Below are 18658 nucleotides of genomic sequence, written 5' to 3'. Positions count from 1 at the left end.
CTTTTACGTGTGTAAAAAATGTAAACTATGTGTTCATTTTGTGAACGGATAAAAATACGGGGAAGCAGTTCATGGACCACTTTCCCCGTATTTTATGAAGTATTCTTTTTATGTTTCTTATTCTTCGATCACAAAGTTGCTTACATTCCTGCGAAGTTCTCCCGCAGAAGCTTCCGCTGTCTTTGCGCCTTTCATGACTTCTGCCGATCCGTTTGCAATGGAAACGGTCTTCTGTGCAATGTTCGTTGTGCCAGCAGCACTGTCATTCGATGCCGAGGTAATTCCGTCAATCGCCTCTGTAATATTGGAAATAGATGCTACCAGTTCTTCGGAAGTTGCACTGAAATCCGACACCAGATCGTTGATTTTAGAGGCATCCATGTTATAATCATCTGCCATCTTCTCAAATTCATCAAAACTCTTCACAATATCTGTATCCACAAAATTCAGCAGACGGTTGGAATCTTTGGTCAGATTTCCTACTGCATTATCCACGTTTTCCGTCACAGCCTGAATATTTGCCACGGCATCTTTGGACTGTTCTGCCAGTACCCGGATTTCCTCTGCAACAACTGCAAATCCCTTTCCTGCCTCGCCCGCGCGTGCTGCCTCAATGGATGCATTCAGTGCAAGCAGATTGGTCTGTCCGGTAATCGCGAGAATGGAATCTGCAAGCACACCGATCTGTTCCACAACCTTTGCGTCTTCGAGTGCCTTTTCGAGTCTTTCCCTGATTTCTCCAAGCATTTCCTGAACTTTCTTCCGGTTCTCTACCGTTGTTTCTTTTGTCTGCGTTGCCCGCTTATGGATTTCTTCTGCTTCTGTAGCTCCGTCCTGTGCACGTACGGCAATCTCTTTTGCCGCTCCGTCAATCTGCTGGGTCATGCTGTTGATCTGCTCTGCCGATGCCGCCGTCTCCTCGGTACTTGCAGCAAGCTGCTCGGTCGTTGCAGACACATCCTCAATTTCCCCATTCAGATTTGATATATTGGTATCCATTGATTCCACAACGTTATCAATATTTGCAGCTTCCTTCTTTACCTGTGCAAGCAATCCGCATACCGATTCCCGCATCGTCTCGAGTGTTCCTGCCAGCTGTCCGAAATCATCCTTCCGCTTCATCATATTCGTCTGCATCTTTCGGGCAAAATTTCCGCCTGCAATCACTTCAATCTCTGCGACAACTTTCTTTAACGACTTTGTAATATCCTGTGCGATCATAAAAACAAGTACTGCAACAACCGCAAGCATCACAATACATACCGCGATCAGGGCGATTGCCTTTTGCATTGCATAGTTGGAAAATACCTTGTTCTGCTTTGCAATGGCAGTATCAATATAATCCGTATAATTTCCGGTACCGACCACCCAGTCAAACGGTTCAAAGTACTCACTGTAGGAACGCTTCGGGGAAGGTTTTGTCTCTCCTGGTTTCGGGAATACAAAATCTGTGTATCCTCCACCGTCTTCCACTGCTACACGTATGATTTCTTTCACCATCTGGTATCCTTTTGCATCCTTGGTTTCCATACGGTTTGTTCCCTCGGTATCACTGCCAAGCAGAACCACATTTGTACCATCTGACTGGTCAATCCAGAAGTAACCGGCCTCTCCGTAACGCATCTGCCGGACTTCATCTGCTGCAATTTTTTTTGCTTCATCCAGCGTATAAGTTCCCGCTTTATATGCGTCATTGATCTCCGACAACAGGGAAATAACCACCTCCACCTGCTCTTTGATCGAATCATCATAACTCTGGCGGGACGATGCTTCCATCGTTTCCAGTGCTTTGTCTTTCACATCTTCCATGTCTTTGACGGAAACAGTACCCCCGAGAGCCACAAGTAAAATGACCAGAACCAGAATCAGATTCAGCTTGGTCCTTACCTTCATGTTCTTCATAACTTTATTCTCCTTCCCTTAAAACCGTTCGGTTTTATATATTTTGCTCAAAAATTCAAAACTTGTTATTTATTAAGTATAATCTTTTACCACATTTCCGTCAACCATATTTCCCTTTTTAAAAAATCCCCCTTCCTGTTTCCAACTTTCCCTGCGTACAATCCCCCTATTTCTTTGCCGTATTCCCTTCTCTTGCCATTCTTTTTCATTTGACGTATAATGGATACATCTTAAGGAAAAGAGGAACAATACCTATGGGCATTTATCTTGTAGACTATGAAAATGTACACAACGATGGTGTAACAGACATCAAAAAACTCTCTGCATCTGACCGTGTTGTCATTTTTTACGGAGACAGCATCAAGTCCATCCCTTTTGAAACACATGTAGAAATGATGGCGTCCAAAGCGGTGATCGAATATATTGAAACACACAAGGTAGCTAAAAATTATCTGGATTTCCAGCTGGCCACCTATCTTGGATTCCTGATCGGGAAAGGGGAAAAAGGTCCGGTTTACATCATCAGCCAGGATACCGGGTTTGACAGTATTGTCGATTTCTGGCGCGGAAGAAACATCGAAGCCTTCCGCCAGCCAAGCATTGCTTCCCCTTCCACCCCAAAGGATGTTTCTTTAAAAAAGGGAACCTCCACAAAGAAAAAGAAGAAAAAATCGGATCACGTTCCCAAAGAATCAAAAAAAGAGACGAAAGAGGTAAAAGAGACAAAAGAAATTGTGGAAAAAAAGAAGCCGGAAAAGAAAAAACTTCCGGAAGCAATCCGCAAAAAAATACGAACGGAATTAAAAGACGAAAAACTTCCGGCCGGCAAATACACATCCATCTATAAAGCGGTGGAGGAATCCGAGAATAAACTTGCATTAAACAACGCACTGGTCAAAACGTTTGATACTACCATTGGAAGTAAAATCTACAATCACATCAAAAAAATTTACGAGGATTACCAGAGGTAATCCTCATTTTTTATTCAAGTTCCGTCATTCCTCCAAGCAGGATTCCCACATTGTCTTTATAAATTTTCGAAAACTGCTCCATCGGCAGCGGATTTTCTCCCAGCCCCGCCTCGATGGTATATCCCGGACGGTCATAAAAATTGATAAACCAGTCTTTGTATCCGGCATACCCGGACGCCGCCGGTGTTTCCTCGATCCGGTAACCGCTCACTTTTTCAAAATATTCCGCAATGCGGCGGGCGCCTTCCGGTTCCTCATCCAGATACTTCCAATAAATCACTTCTCCCTGTGTGTGATATGCAAGAATCAGGGAAAAATCATGGTTTCTCGTAAAATCAAACATGGCAATACTCTCCGGGACGCTGAGCGGTGTCTGTCCCACGTAATCCCTCGGTGCCGGACGGTTATACCCCTGTTCAAATTTTATTTTCTTTGCCATATCCCATCCTGCCGGAAACTGCAGATTCAGATCAACTCCCTGGATATTTGCCTTCCATCCGTCCGGAAACGGAATATCCGGGAATCCGGACGCAATGCGGACCGCACGGCGATAATAAAATCCTTCCGTCAAAAGCCCATTTACCAGATCCACACCATCCGGATTGACCAATGGTACAAGATACAGGGAATATTCTTCAAACAGCCGCTCCGGGTACAGTTCTTCATACATATGTTCGTCTGCATATGCCTCCAGCAGCCGCTCCACAAACTTTAAAAGTACCGGTGTGGTAATACTCTCATTTGCATGAAAGGAAGCATTGTACCCCACCTCTACCGGACCATTTCCCAACTGCAACGACCACAGGGGTGTTCCCATAACACTTCTTCCGATCGTTCCCACCTGCAGATAGGGATAACGTGCCTGCAAGCCCTCAATGATCCACCCGGTAAGCAGGGAAGTGTATGGAACTTCTCCGGAAACCAACGGAAAATTAAGTGGTACAACAACCGTACTTCCAATCTGTAATGCTCCGGCATCCGTTCCGGGATTTGCATGCATCACTCGCTCCATCGTTGTATCATACATTTTCGCAATGGAGAAAAAGGTATCTCCTGCTTTTACCTCGTGTGTGATATACCCACGTAAAAAGGGCAGTAGACGGTTCCACTGTGCTTCTTTTACCGCACACTTTCCGCTGCTGCCCATTACTTTTTCCACGGCTGCACAGGTCTTTGATCCAAAAATTCCATCCAGCATCACCTGCTGTCCTGCACGCTGCAATGCCAGCTGCAGATATTGTACCCAGATTCCCTGATCCCCAGGATATAATTCTTTCATTTTGTTCCTGCCTTATTCTCATTCTTTTTATTTTATGAGAATCAGACAGTTTTGTTTCCATTATGCAAATGCTTCTGCTACATTTTCTTCTGTTACTTCTTCCTTTTCATCGAGCAGATTGTTCATGCTCTTTAAGCTGATCAGAAGTGTGGACGTGTTGTGAAGCAATGCCGATGTGGTTGGTGGAAATGCCCCTGCCACGCCAAGAACGATCAATGAGGTGTTAATGCCTACAATCAGACGGTAATTTCTGTGAATCCGCTCCATCAGCCCATTACTGATCTTCTTTAAAGTAACAAGCTCATGGAGATCATCTGCACCCACCGTCACATCTGCAATCTCGCGTGCAATCTCTGCGCCATCACTGATGGCAATGCCGACATCCGCTGCAGACAATGCCGGAGAATCATTGATACCGTCACCGACCATGATCACCTTTCTTCCGGCATTCTTTTCTGCCTCAACAAAGCTTGCTTTATCTTCCGGCAATACCTCGGAATGATACTCATCCACACCGACTTTTTTCGCAATCGCAGATGCCACGCGGTCACTGTCTCCGGTCATCATAACAACCTTGGAGATTCCGAGTTTCTTTAACTTTGCAATAACCTCAACCGCTTCCGGACGAAGTGGATCTTCGATGCAGATAACTGCCACAAGCACTCCGTCAATCGCCATATACAGGTGTGAATACTGCTCCGGAAGCTGCTCAAATATCTCTTTCTTTCCCTCCGGAATTGTAGCATTCTCATCCTCAAATACGAAATGATAGCTTCCGATCACAATATGTTTCTCCCCGATCTTGGAAGAAATACCGTGTGCGACAATGTACTCTACCTTTGAGTGAAGTTCCTCATGTACCAGATTCCGGTTTACTGCCTCACGTACCACAGCCTTTGCCATGGAATGTGGAAAATGTTCCTCTAAACAGGCAGCAATACGAAGCAGTTCATCCTCGGACTGATCATTGAAGGAAACAATCTTTGCCACTGTCGGCTGTGCCTTGGTCAGTGTACCGGTCTTATCAAAGACGATGGTATCCGCTTCCGCCATAGCTTCCAGATACTTGCCTCCCTTTACGGTAATGTTATAGGTACTTGCTTCCCGGATTGCAGAGAGCACGGACAATGGCATTGCAAGTTTCAGTGCACAGGAGAAATCTACCATAAGTACAGAAACTGCCTTTGTCACATTTCTGGTAAACAGCCATACAAGCCCTGTTCCCAGGAAGGTATATGGCACCAGTTTATCTGCTAAATGTTCGGCTTTTCCTTCCAGTGAGGATTTCAGTTTCTCTGATTCCTCGATCATCGCCATGATCTTTTCATACTTGCTTGATCCGTTTACTTCTCTGACGCGGATCGTAATCTCGCCTTCCTCGACAACCGTTCCGGCATATACCACGCCATCAGGTACTTTGCGGACCGGAACCGATTCTCCGGTTAAAGATGCCTGATTTACCATTGCCTCTCCATCCGTTACCGTTCCGTCAAACGGGATCACATTTCCCATATGAATGCGCACTTCATCTCCGGACTGCACGTTGTCTGCGGAAACGAGTATTTCCTGTCCATCACACATCATCCATACCTTGCTGATGTTGAGTGACATACTGCGTGCCAGATCTCCCACGGATTTCTTATGTGTCCATTCTTCCAGCGTCTCTCCGATACCAAGCAGATACATCACAGATCCTGCGGTCGCAAAATCACCACGGATAATGGAAACACCAATGGCAGTTGCATCCAGTACCGGAACCTCGATCTTACCCTGAAACAGAGTCTGAAGCCCTTTCCAGATATACTTCACGGATTTCACCGTTGTGATTACTGCACGAACGGAAAACGGCAGAAACAGTTTGTTACCGAAATGCCAGAACGTCTGCTCCACCAGCTGATCCCAGTAATGCTGATTCATTTCTCTTCCGGAATTTTTAATATAGGTATCCGGAACATCCGTCTTTTCATACGAAAATGCCTTTAACACTTCAAGGATTGCATCTTTGCTTCCTTCATAACAAATGGTCACATCTTCGGTACGATTTTGAATTTTTGCGGAAATCACAGATTCACACTGTTCCAGATAATACTGTAATGTATCTGCCTGTGCAAATGACATACGGCTCTGGATCACGTGAATTCTCATTCTTCCTCTTATCTCATGTCTGATTTGAAATTTCATATCTTTAACCTGCTTTCGATAAAAGAGATGTTACTTATTGCGTAACATCTCTTTCATGCGTTTTTATGCCTCTGCTGTCTCTTCGGTAGTTTCTGTCTCTTCGGCAGTTGTCTCTTCGGTTACTTCCTCACCGTCAAATACTTCCTCTTCTTTTGCTGCACGGTCTTCGTTGATCTGCTTAGCCTCTGCATAGATATCCTCTGCATTCTCCTGTACCTTTGTAGCGGTCTTTAAAACAACTTCCTTTGCACGGAGTACGGCTGCTGTACAATTTGTATAAAGTTTCTTTGCATCCTTGCTGGAAAGAATCTTGATTCCTGCGGTACCAAACAGTACACCTGCTGCAAAAAGTCCGGTTTTCTTTGCATCAAAATTTTTGAAACACTTTAACATCATTGTTTCCTCCTTAGTAACTGATTTATAATTTTGTCTTCCTGTTTAAAAACGTATTTTATGCCCCATTTTTCCAATTTGCAAGTATTTTTTTAGTCACCACGGCGTGCAAAAAAGAGTATAAAAAAAGGACTCACACCATCTATCATCCGATAAATAGCGGAGTCCCACACTTTATGCAACAACAATCCGGCTGTACTTATTGAGAAAACTTATCATTACTGTTCCACGCCGGCTTTTCCTGCTGCAATCTTTTCTTTTTCTTTGTTCCAGAGTTTTTCTGCGGTAGGTGTCCAGTTCTCGGCATAAGGAGCAGCCTTTTCTTTCAGATGTTCCGGTGTCTCCGGTGACTGATAATCGGTATTTACTGCCTTTGACTCTTTTACCATCTCTCCAAGCTTATCCGGGTTCTCAAGCATCGGACACGGACGAAGCATATTGTCATTAAACGGCTGGTTGTCATGATATGCCTGGAATAATGGGCTCTTTAAAGCATCCAGCAGGCTGCAGTCATGAATATTTGCATTGGAATAATGAATAAATACGCATGGCTCCACATCACCCTTGGCATTGATATGTAAATATCTTCGTCCACCGGCGATACATCCGCCGACAAACTGTGCGTCATTCTGGAAATCCATGCTAAATATTGCCTTTGTCTGACGGAACTTACGGATACGATGGAAAATTTCCTCACGCTGCTCAGGTGTAGGCAGAAGTTCCACTGCTGCATCATTTCCAACCGGCATATAGTGGAAGAACCATACAAATAATGCACCACTCTCAACCAGCATATCAAAGAATTTTTCGCTGGTTACATCATCTAAATTCTTTCTGGTATAGCAGGTGGAAATACCAAATGGTAAACCATGGCTCTTTAACAGGCTCATGGCATGCTGTACTTTATCAAATACACCTTCGCCTCTTCGTCCATCGTTGGCTGTCTCGAATCCTTCCAGACTGATCGCCGGAACAAAGTTCTTGACACGAAGCATTTCCTGGCAGAACTCTTCATCAATCAAAGTACCGTTTGTGAAAGAAAGGAATTCACAATCCGGATGCATCTCACAGATCTTGATCAGGTCTTTTTTACGTACCAATGGTTCTCCACCTGTATAAATATACATATAGGTACCAAGCTCCTTACCCTGACGTACGATAGAATCAATCGTATCCAAATCCAGATTCAGCTGATGGCCATACTCTGCTGCCCAGCATCCGGTACAGTGTAAATTACATGCAGAGGTAGGGTCTAACAGAATTGCCCACGGAATGTTACAGTTGTTTTCTTCAGCAAGCTGCTCCTGCAGTGCGCTGCCTTTTAAGCTTGCATTGAAAATGAAATTCTGGAAGAATGCCTTACGGACTTCCGGATTCAGCTGATAAATGCGAAGAATCAGCTGGTACCAGTTTCCCCTCTCCTGAATCACCTTGCGGATCATATTTCTCTGTGCCTCATACCATCCGTCCGGTGCAAATTTGTCAACCATATCCATCAGTTTCGGAATATTCTCCTCCGGATCTTTCTCCATATACTTTAAGGCCTGCTTGATTCCAAAGTTCTGAATACTCTTCTGTAATGACATTTTATTCATAATCTCAACTTCCTTTCATTCTGTCGCCATAACATGACAGAAATGTTTTTGTGTAATCTGAAAAGTATTATATCTTTTCTCTTCTCAAATTCAAGTGGACAAATGCACGAATGTGGGTAAAATTTGTCGAATTTTGCCAGATTACAGAATGCTTCTGCCCTTATTTCTGACTCTGCAGCACATACTTTGCAATCATTTCCACACTCGAACGCAACAGTGCACTGAATTCCTGCGGGGACACACATTCCCTGTCCTCAAGCCATCTCACCAGTGCTGCCAGAAATGCATCCGAAAAGAAATGAATATAAAATTCCTCATGCTCTCCTTTTTCCTCTTCCTCTACCATCGCAAGAAATTTACGATTGACAGGGACTAAAATATCCCGGAAATGTTCTGTAAAAGAGTTCTGCCCCTCAATCTGCAGTACTTTCGAATAGAATGTCCGGTGTTTATAAAAATACTCACAGATTTTTTCCAGTATATCCCATGTAAAGCCGGCATTTTTCCATTCTTCTTCTGAAAAAATCTTTGTAATTTCAGTGTCAAAAATCCAGTTGACCAGATCATATTTATCTTTAAAATGATAATAAAAACTTTTGCGGTTCATTCCGCATTCTTCGCAAATGTGTGATACACTGATCTTCGCAAAAGGTTTCTGTTCCAACAGTTTTCGAAGAGCATCTGCAAATGCCTGTTTGGTGGCGTTTGAGTATGGCATAACCGACTCCTCCTTATTCCTTTTCTCTTATCCATATTTTAACTATTGTACCACACTTTTTTTATTTTGTTACCCTTTTATATCTCTCATATGGAATTTGTATATATAATAGGAAAGAACCGCTACGATATACTCGGTAACGGCAAATCCGTACCACACACCCGATGCCTGTAACAACCGGCTGAGCACAAAAGAAACCGGCAGCATCACAACGATATAGCGCGCAAGAGAAATCAAAAGTGATGGCATGCCCTTTCCCAGTCCCTCCAGGACTCCGGAAAATGTAACGGAAACCGAGGATACCACGAATCCAAAACTGATGATTCTGAGTGCCGCACCTCCGATTTCCATTGTTGCGCGGCTTGTGGTAAACAATCCCATCAGCTGCTGCGGAATTGCACAGGAAATTGCCATTCCCATAACCATAACCAGTGCGATCAATCCCATGGAGGTGTGCGTAATCTTTTTCACCCTGTCATATTCTCCCGCTCCATAATTATATCCAACGAGCGGCCGGATTCCCTGCACAATTCCGTTTGCCGTCAGATAAATAAATGTCTGCAGTTTATAATAAACTCCGAGCACCAGAATATAACTTCCCGGAAACGGCGCAAGGATTGCATTTAATGCGGACACCTGAATGGAAGGAAGTGCAAGATTTAAAGTTGCCGGAATTCCGATGGTATAAATATTTTTCATTACGTTTCCGGTTGTCTTCATATTTGCGACGTTGACCTTTACATGCATCGGACGTGCAAAATAAAACAGCAGATACCCCGCCAGCGTCACACACTGACCGATTCCCGTGGCATAAGCCGCACCCGCAATTCCAAGCTTCGGTACCGATCCCAGACCAAAGATCATAACCGGATCTAAAATAATATTGGTTACACATCCGAGCATCATACAGATCATCGACACCTTCATCCGCCCGACTGCCTGAAAGATCTTTTCATATGCAAGTCCCAGACCGATCACGGGTGCAAACGCAAATACCCGCGTGGAATACGTGCATGCCAGTGCGATCACCTGTGTATCGCCTGTAAACATCCGAAGAAACGATGGCATAATGACAGAACAAAGCAGTGCCAGCACCAGACCGTGGATCAAATTTAACAAAAGCCCCACGGATGCCGACTCATCCGCCATTTTCTCTTCTTTTGCTCCCAGATAAAAGGCTACCCTTGCATTGATTCCGATCGCAAATCCGATAACAATGGCATTGACGAGATTTTGCATCGGAAACACAAGGGCAAGCGCCGTCATCGCATCTTCACTGATCTTTGCCACAAAATAACTGTCCACAATGTTATACAATGCATTCACTGCCATGGATATGACCATGGGAAGTGACATGGAAAGCACCAGCGGCAGGATTTTTCTTGTTTTCATGTACTCCTGATTCATACAAACTCCTCTTTTCTGCCGGATGTTCCGCAAAAAAAGACTATAGACCGACGGTTTGAATCAGAAACCGTAAAATCTATAGTCTTTTTCAGACATCCTGTTTTGTGTATCTTATCTTACTTCAATTGGTCTGTTTTTGCAAGTCTTTTCTAAAATAAAGAGGTGTCAGTATCTTTCCGGGATTTGTGGAGCCGTAAGGAAACAGACGTATTTCTATGTACAATACCGGAATGTCCGGTCGGTCAGAATTCTTGCAAAGATCAGACCAAGCGGCAGTGCCACAATAATTAAAATTGCAGAAGCAAACCAGGATGCAGAGGTATTCAAAGACATCGCCCCCAGATTGTAAATTGCCCGGTACAGATACAGTCCCGGTACCATAATGACAATCGACGGAACCGTAAGTGAAATCCTTGGATATCCCGCCTGGTTTTTGATCAATGATGCAAGGATTCCTGCCAAAAGTGCTCCCACAAAAGCAGCCGCAGCCGGAGGAAATGAAGCAAGATCCACCAGCTCCAGCCGGAGGGTGTTGGCCACTGCTCCGATCAGTGCTGCCGTTGCCGCCAGTTTCCACGGACTGTTAAACATAATCGAAAATCCGAACACGCCGCAGAAACTGAAGACCAGACGCAGTATGATATGCATGGGAACGGACATGGAAAGCGCCGGAAAATCCACCGGATGCAGATGCAAAAGCAGTGCCATCAGCCATGCCGTAATGGTCGCAACAACAATGATAATGATCGCATAGGTCAGCCTCTCCAGCCCGGAACGCATATCCAGCTTGGCAAGGTCAATTCCGCTTGTAATAAACGGAAAGCCCGGAATGATAAAAAGCATGGAACAGATATATCCCGCCTCATGCTGCAGGGAAACCCCGGCAATCAGCTCTGCGATCCGAAGCAGAATGGTATAGGTAACGCACGCCGAGGCAACGGATGCCACAATCCCGAGAAACAGTGTCAGATGATGCTTTGTCAGTTTGCAGCGGACAAAGTTTCCAAGTCCTGCCCCGCAAAAAGCAAACAGCATTTCCACGGGTCCTCCGCCAAGCAAAAATGTGAATGCGCCGCATGCCAGTGCCGCGGCAAATCCCAAAGCCACCGGGGAATAGAGTCCATGAATCCGGTCGATCTCATCCAGATGATCATGGAGCTGTTCGCCCGTCATGGTTTTCCCTACGGTTGAAAATTCACCGATAAAACGCTCCAGCCGGTTCAGTTTTGATGTGTTGACTCCGGTATTGGTCAGGCAAAGAGACTGGGAAAATCCACTCGTTCCATCAAAACAGGTATATTCAATCGACATCAGACCGATATCTGTCGAACATGTAATTCCGAGATTTTGTGAAATCGTATTCATGGAACTGCGGACACGCCAGGCTCCCGTTCCACAGGATAACAGCATCAGGCCGACACGGCCGACGATTGAAGCTTTTTCGGTCAGGTCTGCCTCTGTAATCGGACAATTTCCGTGGCCGCTGTACTCATGCCATGGGATATCCATGTGATTTTTAGGTATTGCAGTGGTTTGCATGAATCATCATCCTCTTTCTTAATGCATCAATACAATTTTGTTTGCAATATCAATGTTTTTCTCCAATGCCTTCCGAAAATGGTACATCGGCAAAAACACCCCAAGTGCATCGTAACGGTTTCCCTTATTTTCCATGGAATCCTGTCCGTAATAAACGACCGAACGTGGCAGGGATTTCTGCAGATCCATCAGGATATCCCAGATGGCCGCATATGCCTGCGCTTCTGTCTCCTGTATTTTTACCGTATCCGGCATTTCATAGACAAGCAGCACTCCGATATGCTCTCCCATACGGATTTCCTGTGCTTCCATGGTATCTCTGTCATAACAATGCCGTTTACGGAATCCGTATGCCAGATACATCTTCACCTGTTCACTCTTTTGAAATACCTTAAAAAACTGCTCATAATTTTTGTCACTGACATGAAATTTGATATCCGGAATTAATTTTCCATCCTCATCCGTCAGGATATAGGGATTTGTCTGACCATTGGCATTAAAACGAAACGGAGCCAGAAACGAATTCCGCAGCAGATCAAACATACTGTTCTGGCAGATTGCCATCAGAAACGCCGTCAGATCCTTTTCCTCATAAGAACGAAACAGTGCGGTTGCGAACTGCTCCGCAGAAAGACCGTTGCCCTCATAATCATCGCCCACTCCGAGCGCATCATAAAACGTTTCCATCAGGCGCTCACATGCCTGCGGATTCTCTTTAATCTTTTCAAAAAGCATTTTTGCCTTCTGTTCCCTTGGAAAAATTGTTGCCATAAAAATACACTTCCTTTTCTCAATCTCGCTATCTTTTATTATAAAGAATATTTTTAAAAAGGATAACGTATTTTCTATATAAGTTTCATATTAAATTGACATATTAAAATGCGGTGAAAATAATCCTTTCACCGCACATAATACTTACTGCTCTGTCTTTTCAATCTGCGTATCCATCTTTAAAATATGATTGATCAGCCATCCGCCGAGGAACTCGATCAGCTCATGCAGATATTCCTGCTGGTTGTCATCAATTTCTTCCAGCTTATCCAGATCGATACTCATCAGCTTGTCCACAAATGCCTGATGCGCCCTCTTTTGCGCTTCAAGCATCGGGCTGTTGATTTTCTGCATATAGGCCTCTTCATCTTCAAAATGAAACTTGGTATATTCCCGGAGTTCATCCAGCAGACGTACAATTTCATCGTATTTGTCATGAAGCAGGTCGTTATGGATCAGTGCATTTACCTCTCCGATAATCTCAAACAGCTTCCGGTGTTCCCTGTCTACCAGTTCAATTCCCGTATAATATTTCGCGGTAAACACAAACGGATCTTCTTTCTGCATTTTCCCGATCATCATGTCACTGCTTAAAATATGCCGGTACAGCCAGCGTACCAGATAGGTCAGAATCTCATCGAGCATCGCCGATGCATTCTCCCCGGTGAGTGGCTGCTTTTCCAGAAGTTTTACGTGATCGGCAAATGCCTGATGCTCTTTTTTCTGCAACGGCAGTTCCGGATCGTTCTGTGCCTCCATATAGGCTTCTTCGTGTGCAAAATGGTTTACGGCATAATCACTTAAATGTTCCAGTATATTTTTTACCGTCTGTGGTGTGCGTGCTTCTTTCGGCAGTTCAACCGCTTCATTGATCAGCGAAAACAGTTTTCGGTGCTCTTCATCGATCTGGTCGATGCCCGTCAGACAATCCTGCGTAAATTCGTACATTATTACGTTCCTCCCTCAGTGTATTTTCTCTGTGAAAACAAAAGTTCTTTTCTGCCACTATATAATCATTTTTTGGAATTGTCAAATACGAATTACTTCTATCATACGCTGTGCCGTTACACCATTAAGTATCCGTGCAGACATTTCTCCATAATACCAGAGTACTCCAAACTTTTTTGCATCCATAAAAAAATTCCTCCTATATCTTTCTGGTTCTAAGCTTAGAAAATATAGGAGGAAACGTCAATCTACGATTCCTTTATATCTCCTGATTCCGGCGTATTCTGCCCCACAGCCGCGGGGTATACAGTGTCAGAATCTTATTTACCTGATTTACTACCTTTGGATTAATAAGCAGGTAAATCACGCAGATACTCAGACAAATCAGAACAAACAGCGCAAACCATCCCCAGTCTCCGAGATAGTCATAGATTCCCGCAAACATCAGGATATCCCGCAGGATCCGGTGCAGCATATATACCGGCATCGTATTCTGTCCAATCACTGACAGACAGGTTTTCCCACGCGGCACAAAAAACATAATCGCCCACGAAATCAGAAACGCGGCAATCATCAGTGCCAGACGGACAAACGGTCCTTCCCACACATCATCCAGTTCATAATAGGAAATGTTTTCATAGACCATGCCAAGCTCATCTTTTAACTTTGAGCCAAACGCCAGAATCCCCGCACAGATTGCCACAGCAGCCGGTACAACAACTCTCCGGTAAACCGGTCGCAATGCCCGTTCAAGCACCGGTTGTTCCATATAATATCCCAGATAAAAGAACGGACCAAATACCAGAATACGGGACATGCACAAAAAATCGCCGATATTTTTGAAATATCCGGCGATCAGGGCCAGCGCAACCGTCACGATTAATACCGGTATCTCTTTGTACTTCCGGATGACAGGAATGGTAAGATACCACACAATCATGGCAAACAGATACCACGGCGCCCCACTCTGCGAGAAAAAATTAATCTCTGAGAAATCCCGGAATCCACACAGTGCATATACTATCTGAATTGCAATAACAAATATGATGTACGCCTTGATCAGATACAATATTTTTTTAAAATTATACTGCCCGTTTTTATATATTTTCTTTGCAAAATAACCTGACACAAATACAAAAAGCGGCATATGAAATACATAGATCAGGCGCTTTACCACCACAAGAACACTTTCTCCGTGGATAGGGAGCAAAAAATGTCCCAGCACGACCAAGAATATCAATACCGCTTTCAAATTATCAAAAAAATAATCTCTCTCTTTATTCATTCGACACATCCTCTATTACCGAGAATGTATTATAGAACTTTTGCCGAAAAAGTCAAGAACTATTGCGCTTTTTGTTGAAACATTCCGTAAAATACCGCATCGGTATGTTTACGGATTTCCCCAAAATCATGGTATGGCACTTTCATGTTCCAGAAACACAGATGAGTGGAATGATTAATTTCCTCCATCACAGACAAAACTCCCGGCTGATCGGATTTCGTGATATAAAAAATCACGGAATCGAGAATCTTTTTTTCACTGTAACTATATTCAATTTTCTTACGCGTATAGCGAAATTCCGGTGTACAATCGTATTGTCTGAGTTTCAACTCAATCAATGCCCGGATTCCCTGCATGGTATAAATAGAATACGGAGCTTCAAATCCAAACCAGAAACCTTCTTTCCGGTAGAAACTCAGTTCCGTAACATCCGGCCGCATATATTCTTCCCGCGCAACAACACGGATTCCGTCTGTATAATAAAATGTTTCTTCCGTATACACCATGATCGACGGCATAAAATCACCTCATCTGTACAATGTGCCAGTCATCTGTTCGTATCTTATTTACGAAGAACAAAATCAGATACCATCTCATCCAGACTTTCAGCAGATGCAGAAAGTTCTTCACTGGTTGCAGATACTTCTTCAGAAGTAGCAGAATTAGACTGCACAACCCCGTTTACCTGCTCAACAGCAGCGGAAATCTGCTTTACCGATTCTGCCTGCTGATCAGAAATCTGACGGATCTTAGCCACCTCCATAACAACCGCATCCAGCTGTTCGATCATTTCCGACATAAACTGGGAAGTCTCATCTGCAACAGAGCTTCCGACACCCACCTGATTCAGACTGTTTGTCAGCATGACACGGGTTTCTTCTGCCGAAGAAGCACTCTCTTCCGCAAGGTTTTTAATCTGTTCTGCAACAACCGCAAATCCTTTTCCTGCTTCACCGGCACGCGCAGCCTCAATGGATGCATTTAAAGACAACAGGTTTGTCTGGCTGGCAATGCTTTCAATCTTTCCGATGACAACCTGGATATCATTGGTGGTCTCTGAAATATGCTGCATGGCTTCGACCAGTTCTTTCATCTTTGCACTTCCGCTGTCTGCCTTGATTGCAACCCGCTTTGCCTGGTCATGTACACTGTCTGTAGACTTTGTATTTTCTTCGATATGTGTAGCAACCTCGGCAACCGAAGATGTCAGCTGCTGTACTGCCGCTGCCTGATCGGTAGCTCCCTCTGCCAGTCCCTGCGCACTCTGTGCCAGCTGGTCAGCTCCTGCGGATACCTGATTGGAAGATTCCTGTACATTTTTGATCGTCTGGCTCAGATTATTTTCTGTCGCTTCCAGTTTCTTTAAAATTTCACCGAAATTTCCCTGATAGGCTTCAATATCATGGGATCTCGCATCAAAGTTTCCTTTTGCAAACTCTGTAAGGAGCTGATTGATATCGTCCACAACACCCCTTAAATAAAAAGATGTATTGCGGAAACTTTCTGCAAGCTTTCCCAGTTCATCTTCCCCCTGATAAGAAATATCAATTTCGAGATTTCCGTGTGCCATGTCATCTGCGGCCTTTTCTATCTGGTCTAACGGTTCAAGAATATTTTCTGTCAGTTCCTGAATGATCATTTTGGAAAGCAATGGCATACCAACTACTGCAATGACAGGAATGATAATCCATACCGGATGTCCAAATACAAGCATTAAAATTGCAAACAGAATATTGTTCACCAGTAAAATTGCAAAAATTGCTTTCATAACCATTTTCAGCTTATCCGCAATTTTCACATTTTGAAAGTAATTCTTACGCATACGTTTCCTCCTATGTATCGTATACTATTTGTCTATAATTCTACATCAAAATGTACATAATATCAAGCAGAATTATCCAAAAATTATACAAGTCTGTCCAAAACTGCTTGAGATCTGCAGTTCCACACACGGAGCATCCGGATCACTGCTGCCCTGACCTTTACATTCCACATGTCCGCCTGCATTGCTGTGTTCAAAGTATCATGTGCATTTTGCTTGCCACCAGATATACTGCGATAAAAATAAGAATAACTGCGTGAAGCCCACAAGAGGTAAAAAAGGAGCCATCTGTTTCAGATGACTCCCAAAAATCATATGGCTATGCACCAGCCATAAGTCTCTATTTTACTGTACGGACAGATAAGAATATCCCATCAGACTTGTATCCACGTCATGTGCCACCTCGCGGCCCTCACGAATTGCCCAGACAACCAGTGACTGTCCTCTGTGCATATCTCCCGCAACAAATACGTTCTTTACATTTGTTGCATATGTTCCAGGCTCTGTAGCTACATTTGTTCTCTGGTTCAGCTCTACACCGAATGCCTTTGCAATGTATTCCTCTGTTCCAAGGAATCCTGCAGCAATCAGTACCAGTTCGGCCGGAATCTTCTTCTCGGAACCGGAAACCTCCACCATATTTCTGCGTCCGGTCTTCTCATCCACCTTGCTCTCAAGTCTGACGATTGTCAGACCATTCAACTTGCCGTTCTTATCCTTATGGAATTCCTTTACGGTTGTCTGATAGATTCGTGGATCTGTACCGAAACATGCAATCGCTTCTTCCTGGCCATAGTCGGTCTTTAACACCTTCGGCCACTCCGGCCATGGGTTATTTGCTGCCCGCTCTGCCGGTGGACATGGCATCATCTCCAGCTGGGTTACAGACTTTGCACCCTGACGGATAGCCGTTCCCACACAGTCATTTCCGGTATCACCGCCACCGATGATCACAACATTTTTTCCCTTTGCGGAAATAAATTTGTTGTCCTTAAAATTGGAATCCAAAAGGCTCTTTGTGTTGCGTGACAGATAATCGACTGCAAAATAGATTCCTTCTGCATCACGACCTGCTGCCTTGATATCACGCGCATGCTTTGCTCCACAGCAGAGGATGACTCTGTCATACTCTTTTAACAGCTCTGCACTCTTGACATCCACACCGACATTACAGCCTGTGATAAACTTCACGCCCTCTTCTTTCATAACATTGATCTTACGGTCAATGATCTGCTTTTCGAGCTTCATATTCGGAATACCATACATCAGAAGTCCGCCGACACGGTCATCTCTCTCATATACCGTAACATCATGTCCTCTCTGGTTCAGCTGATCTGCTGCTGCCAGTCCGGAAGGACCGGAACCGATGATGGCAACTTTCTTTCCGGTACGAACCTTTGGAATATGTGGTCCGGCATAACCTTCTTTGTATGCCGTCTCAATGATTCCATGCTCATTGTCCCGGACAGATACCGGATCTCCCCAGTGTCCACAGGTACATGCCTTCTCACACAGAGCCGGACATACACGGGAGGTAAACTCCGGGAAATTATTTGTCTTGTGCAGACGGTTATATGCCTGCTGATAGTTTCCGGTATAAAGCAGATCGTTCCACTCCGGTACCAGATTGTGTAGCGGGCAGCCGGAAGTCATTCCGGCAACAGTCATACCCGACTGACAGAACGGGACACCGCAATCCATACAGCGTGCTGCCTGCTCTCTTTGTTTTTCTTTGGAAAGGAAGATGTGGAATTCATCAAAATTTTTGATTCGTTCCTTTGGTTCCACCGAACGCGCCTCACATCTGTCGTATTCCATAAATCCTGTTGGCTTTCCCATTGTTTCTT

At 44.3% G+C, this 18658-nt stretch carries 15 protein-coding genes; 1 reads left to right on the top strand and 14 read right to left on the bottom strand.

All coding sequences use genetic code 11. From position 1 onward, the window contains the following. Positions 1–117 precede the first annotated feature (117 nt). Positions 118–1902, bottom strand: coding sequence for a methyl-accepting chemotaxis protein (locus tag M72_RS13010; protein ID WP_055068518.1), 1785 nt, complete (start codon positions 1900–1902; stop codon positions 118–120). Positions 1903–2156: 254 nt separating this feature from the next. On the opposite strand from M72_RS13010, the gene M72_RS13005 reads away from it, so the two are divergent. Then, the gene (locus M72_RS13005; protein ID WP_055068517.1) at positions 2157–2873 is read left to right on the top strand and encodes a PIN domain-containing protein; all 717 of its coding nucleotides are present in this window, start codon (positions 2157–2159) and stop codon (positions 2871–2873) included. Between the two features lie 10 nt (positions 2874–2883). Here M72_RS13005 and M72_RS13000 read toward each other — a convergent pair whose 3' ends face one another. From M72_RS13000 to M72_RS12940, 13 genes are all read right to left on the bottom strand, one after another. After that, positions 2884–4152 (bottom strand): M14 family metallopeptidase, encoded by a 1269-nt coding sequence (locus M72_RS13000; protein ID WP_055068516.1) that lies wholly within the window; start codon positions 4150–4152, stop codon positions 2884–2886. Positions 4153–4212: 60 nt separating this feature from the next. Continuing rightward, a complete protein-coding gene (locus M72_RS12995; protein ID WP_055068515.1) occupies positions 4213–6333 on the bottom strand; it encodes a heavy metal translocating P-type ATPase in 2121 nt (706 codons plus the stop codon). Between the two features lie 63 nt (positions 6334–6396). Continuing rightward, a complete protein-coding gene (locus M72_RS12990) occupies positions 6397–6726 on the bottom strand; it encodes a DUF6110 family protein (protein ID WP_055068514.1) in 330 nt (109 codons plus the stop codon). Between the two features lie 218 nt (positions 6727–6944). Further along, positions 6945–8312, bottom strand: coding sequence for a radical SAM protein (locus M72_RS12985; protein WP_055068554.1), 1368 nt, complete (start codon positions 8310–8312; stop codon positions 6945–6947). 169 nt (positions 8313–8481) lie between these two features. Beyond that, complete coding sequence (locus M72_RS12980; RefSeq protein ID WP_022045332.1) at positions 8482–9039, bottom strand: TetR/AcrR family transcriptional regulator C-terminal domain-containing protein; 558 nt, start codon at positions 9037–9039, stop codon at positions 8482–8484. Positions 9040–9108: 69 nt separating this feature from the next. Next, positions 9109–10446, bottom strand: a complete 1338-nt coding sequence (locus M72_RS12975; RefSeq protein WP_055068513.1) for an MATE family efflux transporter — start codon at positions 10444–10446, stop codon at positions 9109–9111. A gap of 213 nt (positions 10447–10659) precedes the next feature. Then, complete coding sequence (locus M72_RS12970) at positions 10660–11985, bottom strand: threonine/serine exporter family protein (RefSeq protein ID WP_022045334.1); 1326 nt, start codon at positions 11983–11985, stop codon at positions 10660–10662. 18 nt (positions 11986–12003) lie between these two features. Then, positions 12004–12756: a DUF4866 domain-containing protein gene (locus tag M72_RS12965; protein WP_055068512.1), complete on the bottom strand. Its 753-nt coding sequence runs from the start codon at positions 12754–12756 to the stop codon at positions 12004–12006. 144 nt (positions 12757–12900) lie between these two features. Next, on the bottom strand, positions 12901–13704 hold the full coding sequence (locus M72_RS12960; protein ID WP_055068511.1) for a bacteriohemerythrin: 804 nt from the start codon (positions 13702–13704) through the stop codon (positions 12901–12903). Between the two features lie 259 nt (positions 13705–13963). Next, the gene (locus tag M72_RS12955; protein WP_055068510.1) at positions 13964–14989 is read right to left on the bottom strand and encodes an acyltransferase family protein; all 1026 of its coding nucleotides are present in this window, start codon (positions 14987–14989) and stop codon (positions 13964–13966) included. Positions 14990–15048: 59 nt separating this feature from the next. Continuing rightward, positions 15049–15507: a hypothetical protein gene (locus M72_RS12950; protein WP_055068509.1), complete on the bottom strand. Its 459-nt coding sequence runs from the start codon at positions 15505–15507 to the stop codon at positions 15049–15051. A gap of 44 nt (positions 15508–15551) precedes the next feature. Next, complete coding sequence (locus M72_RS12945) at positions 15552–16811, bottom strand: methyl-accepting chemotaxis protein (protein WP_055068508.1); 1260 nt, start codon at positions 16809–16811, stop codon at positions 15552–15554. Between the two features lie 345 nt (positions 16812–17156). Beyond that, a complete protein-coding gene (locus M72_RS12940) occupies positions 17157–18650 on the bottom strand; it encodes a glutamate synthase subunit beta (protein ID WP_055068507.1) in 1494 nt (497 codons plus the stop codon). Between the last annotated feature and the right edge of the window lie 8 nt (positions 18651–18658).

Source organism: Roseburia faecis, assembly GCF_001406815.1.
Classification (GTDB): Bacteria; Bacillota; Clostridia; order Lachnospirales; family Lachnospiraceae; genus Roseburia; species Roseburia faecis.
Note: the sequence above shows the minus strand (reverse complement) of the source record. Positions and strands in the feature narration are given on the sequence as shown.

What these genes read in the sequence shown, in the direction of transcription:
- M72_RS12960 (WP_055068511.1), bottom strand. Translation starts at nt 13,704, where the DNA reads ATGTACGAATTTACGCAGGATTGTCTGACGGGCATCGACCAGATCGAT.
- M72_RS12965 (WP_055068512.1), bottom strand. Translation starts at nt 12,756, where the DNA reads ATGGCAACAATTTTTCCAAGGGAACAGAAGGCAAAAATGCTTTTTGAA.
- M72_RS12940 (WP_055068507.1), bottom strand. Translation starts at nt 18,650, where the DNA reads ATGGGAAAGCCAACAGGATTTATGGAATACGACAGATGTGAGGCGCGT.
- M72_RS12975 (WP_055068513.1), bottom strand. Translation starts at nt 10,446, where the DNA reads ATGAATCAGGAGTACATGAAAACAAGAAAAATCCTGCCGCTGGTGCTT.
- M72_RS12970 (WP_022045334.1), bottom strand. Translation starts at nt 11,985, where the DNA reads ATGCAAACCACTGCAATACCTAAAAATCACATGGATATCCCATGGCAT.
- M72_RS12990 (WP_055068514.1), bottom strand. Translation starts at nt 6,726, where the DNA reads ATGTTAAAGTGTTTCAAAAATTTTGATGCAAAGAAAACCGGACTTTTT.
- M72_RS12945 (WP_055068508.1), bottom strand. Translation starts at nt 16,811, where the DNA reads ATGCGTAAGAATTACTTTCAAAATGTGAAAATTGCGGATAAGCTGAAA.
- M72_RS13005 (WP_055068517.1), top strand. Translation starts at nt 2,157, where the DNA reads ATGGGCATTTATCTTGTAGACTATGAAAATGTACACAACGATGGTGTA.
- M72_RS12950 (WP_055068509.1), bottom strand. Translation starts at nt 15,507, where the DNA reads ATGCCGTCGATCATGGTGTATACGGAAGAAACATTTTATTATACAGAC.
- M72_RS12995 (WP_055068515.1), bottom strand. Translation starts at nt 6,333, where the DNA reads ATGAAATTTCAAATCAGACATGAGATAAGAGGAAGAATGAGAATTCAC.
- M72_RS12980 (WP_022045332.1), bottom strand. Translation starts at nt 9,039, where the DNA reads ATGCCATACTCAAACGCCACCAAACAGGCATTTGCAGATGCTCTTCGA.
- M72_RS12955 (WP_055068510.1), bottom strand. Translation starts at nt 14,989, where the DNA reads ATGAATAAAGAGAGAGATTATTTTTTTGATAATTTGAAAGCGGTATTG.
- M72_RS12985 (WP_055068554.1), bottom strand. Translation starts at nt 8,312, where the DNA reads ATGTCATTACAGAAGAGTATTCAGAACTTTGGAATCAAGCAGGCCTTA.
- M72_RS13010 (WP_055068518.1), bottom strand. Translation starts at nt 1,902, where the DNA reads ATGAAGAACATGAAGGTAAGGACCAAGCTGAATCTGATTCTGGTTCTG.
- M72_RS13000 (WP_055068516.1), bottom strand. Translation starts at nt 4,152, where the DNA reads ATGAAAGAATTATATCCTGGGGATCAGGGAATCTGGGTACAATATCTG.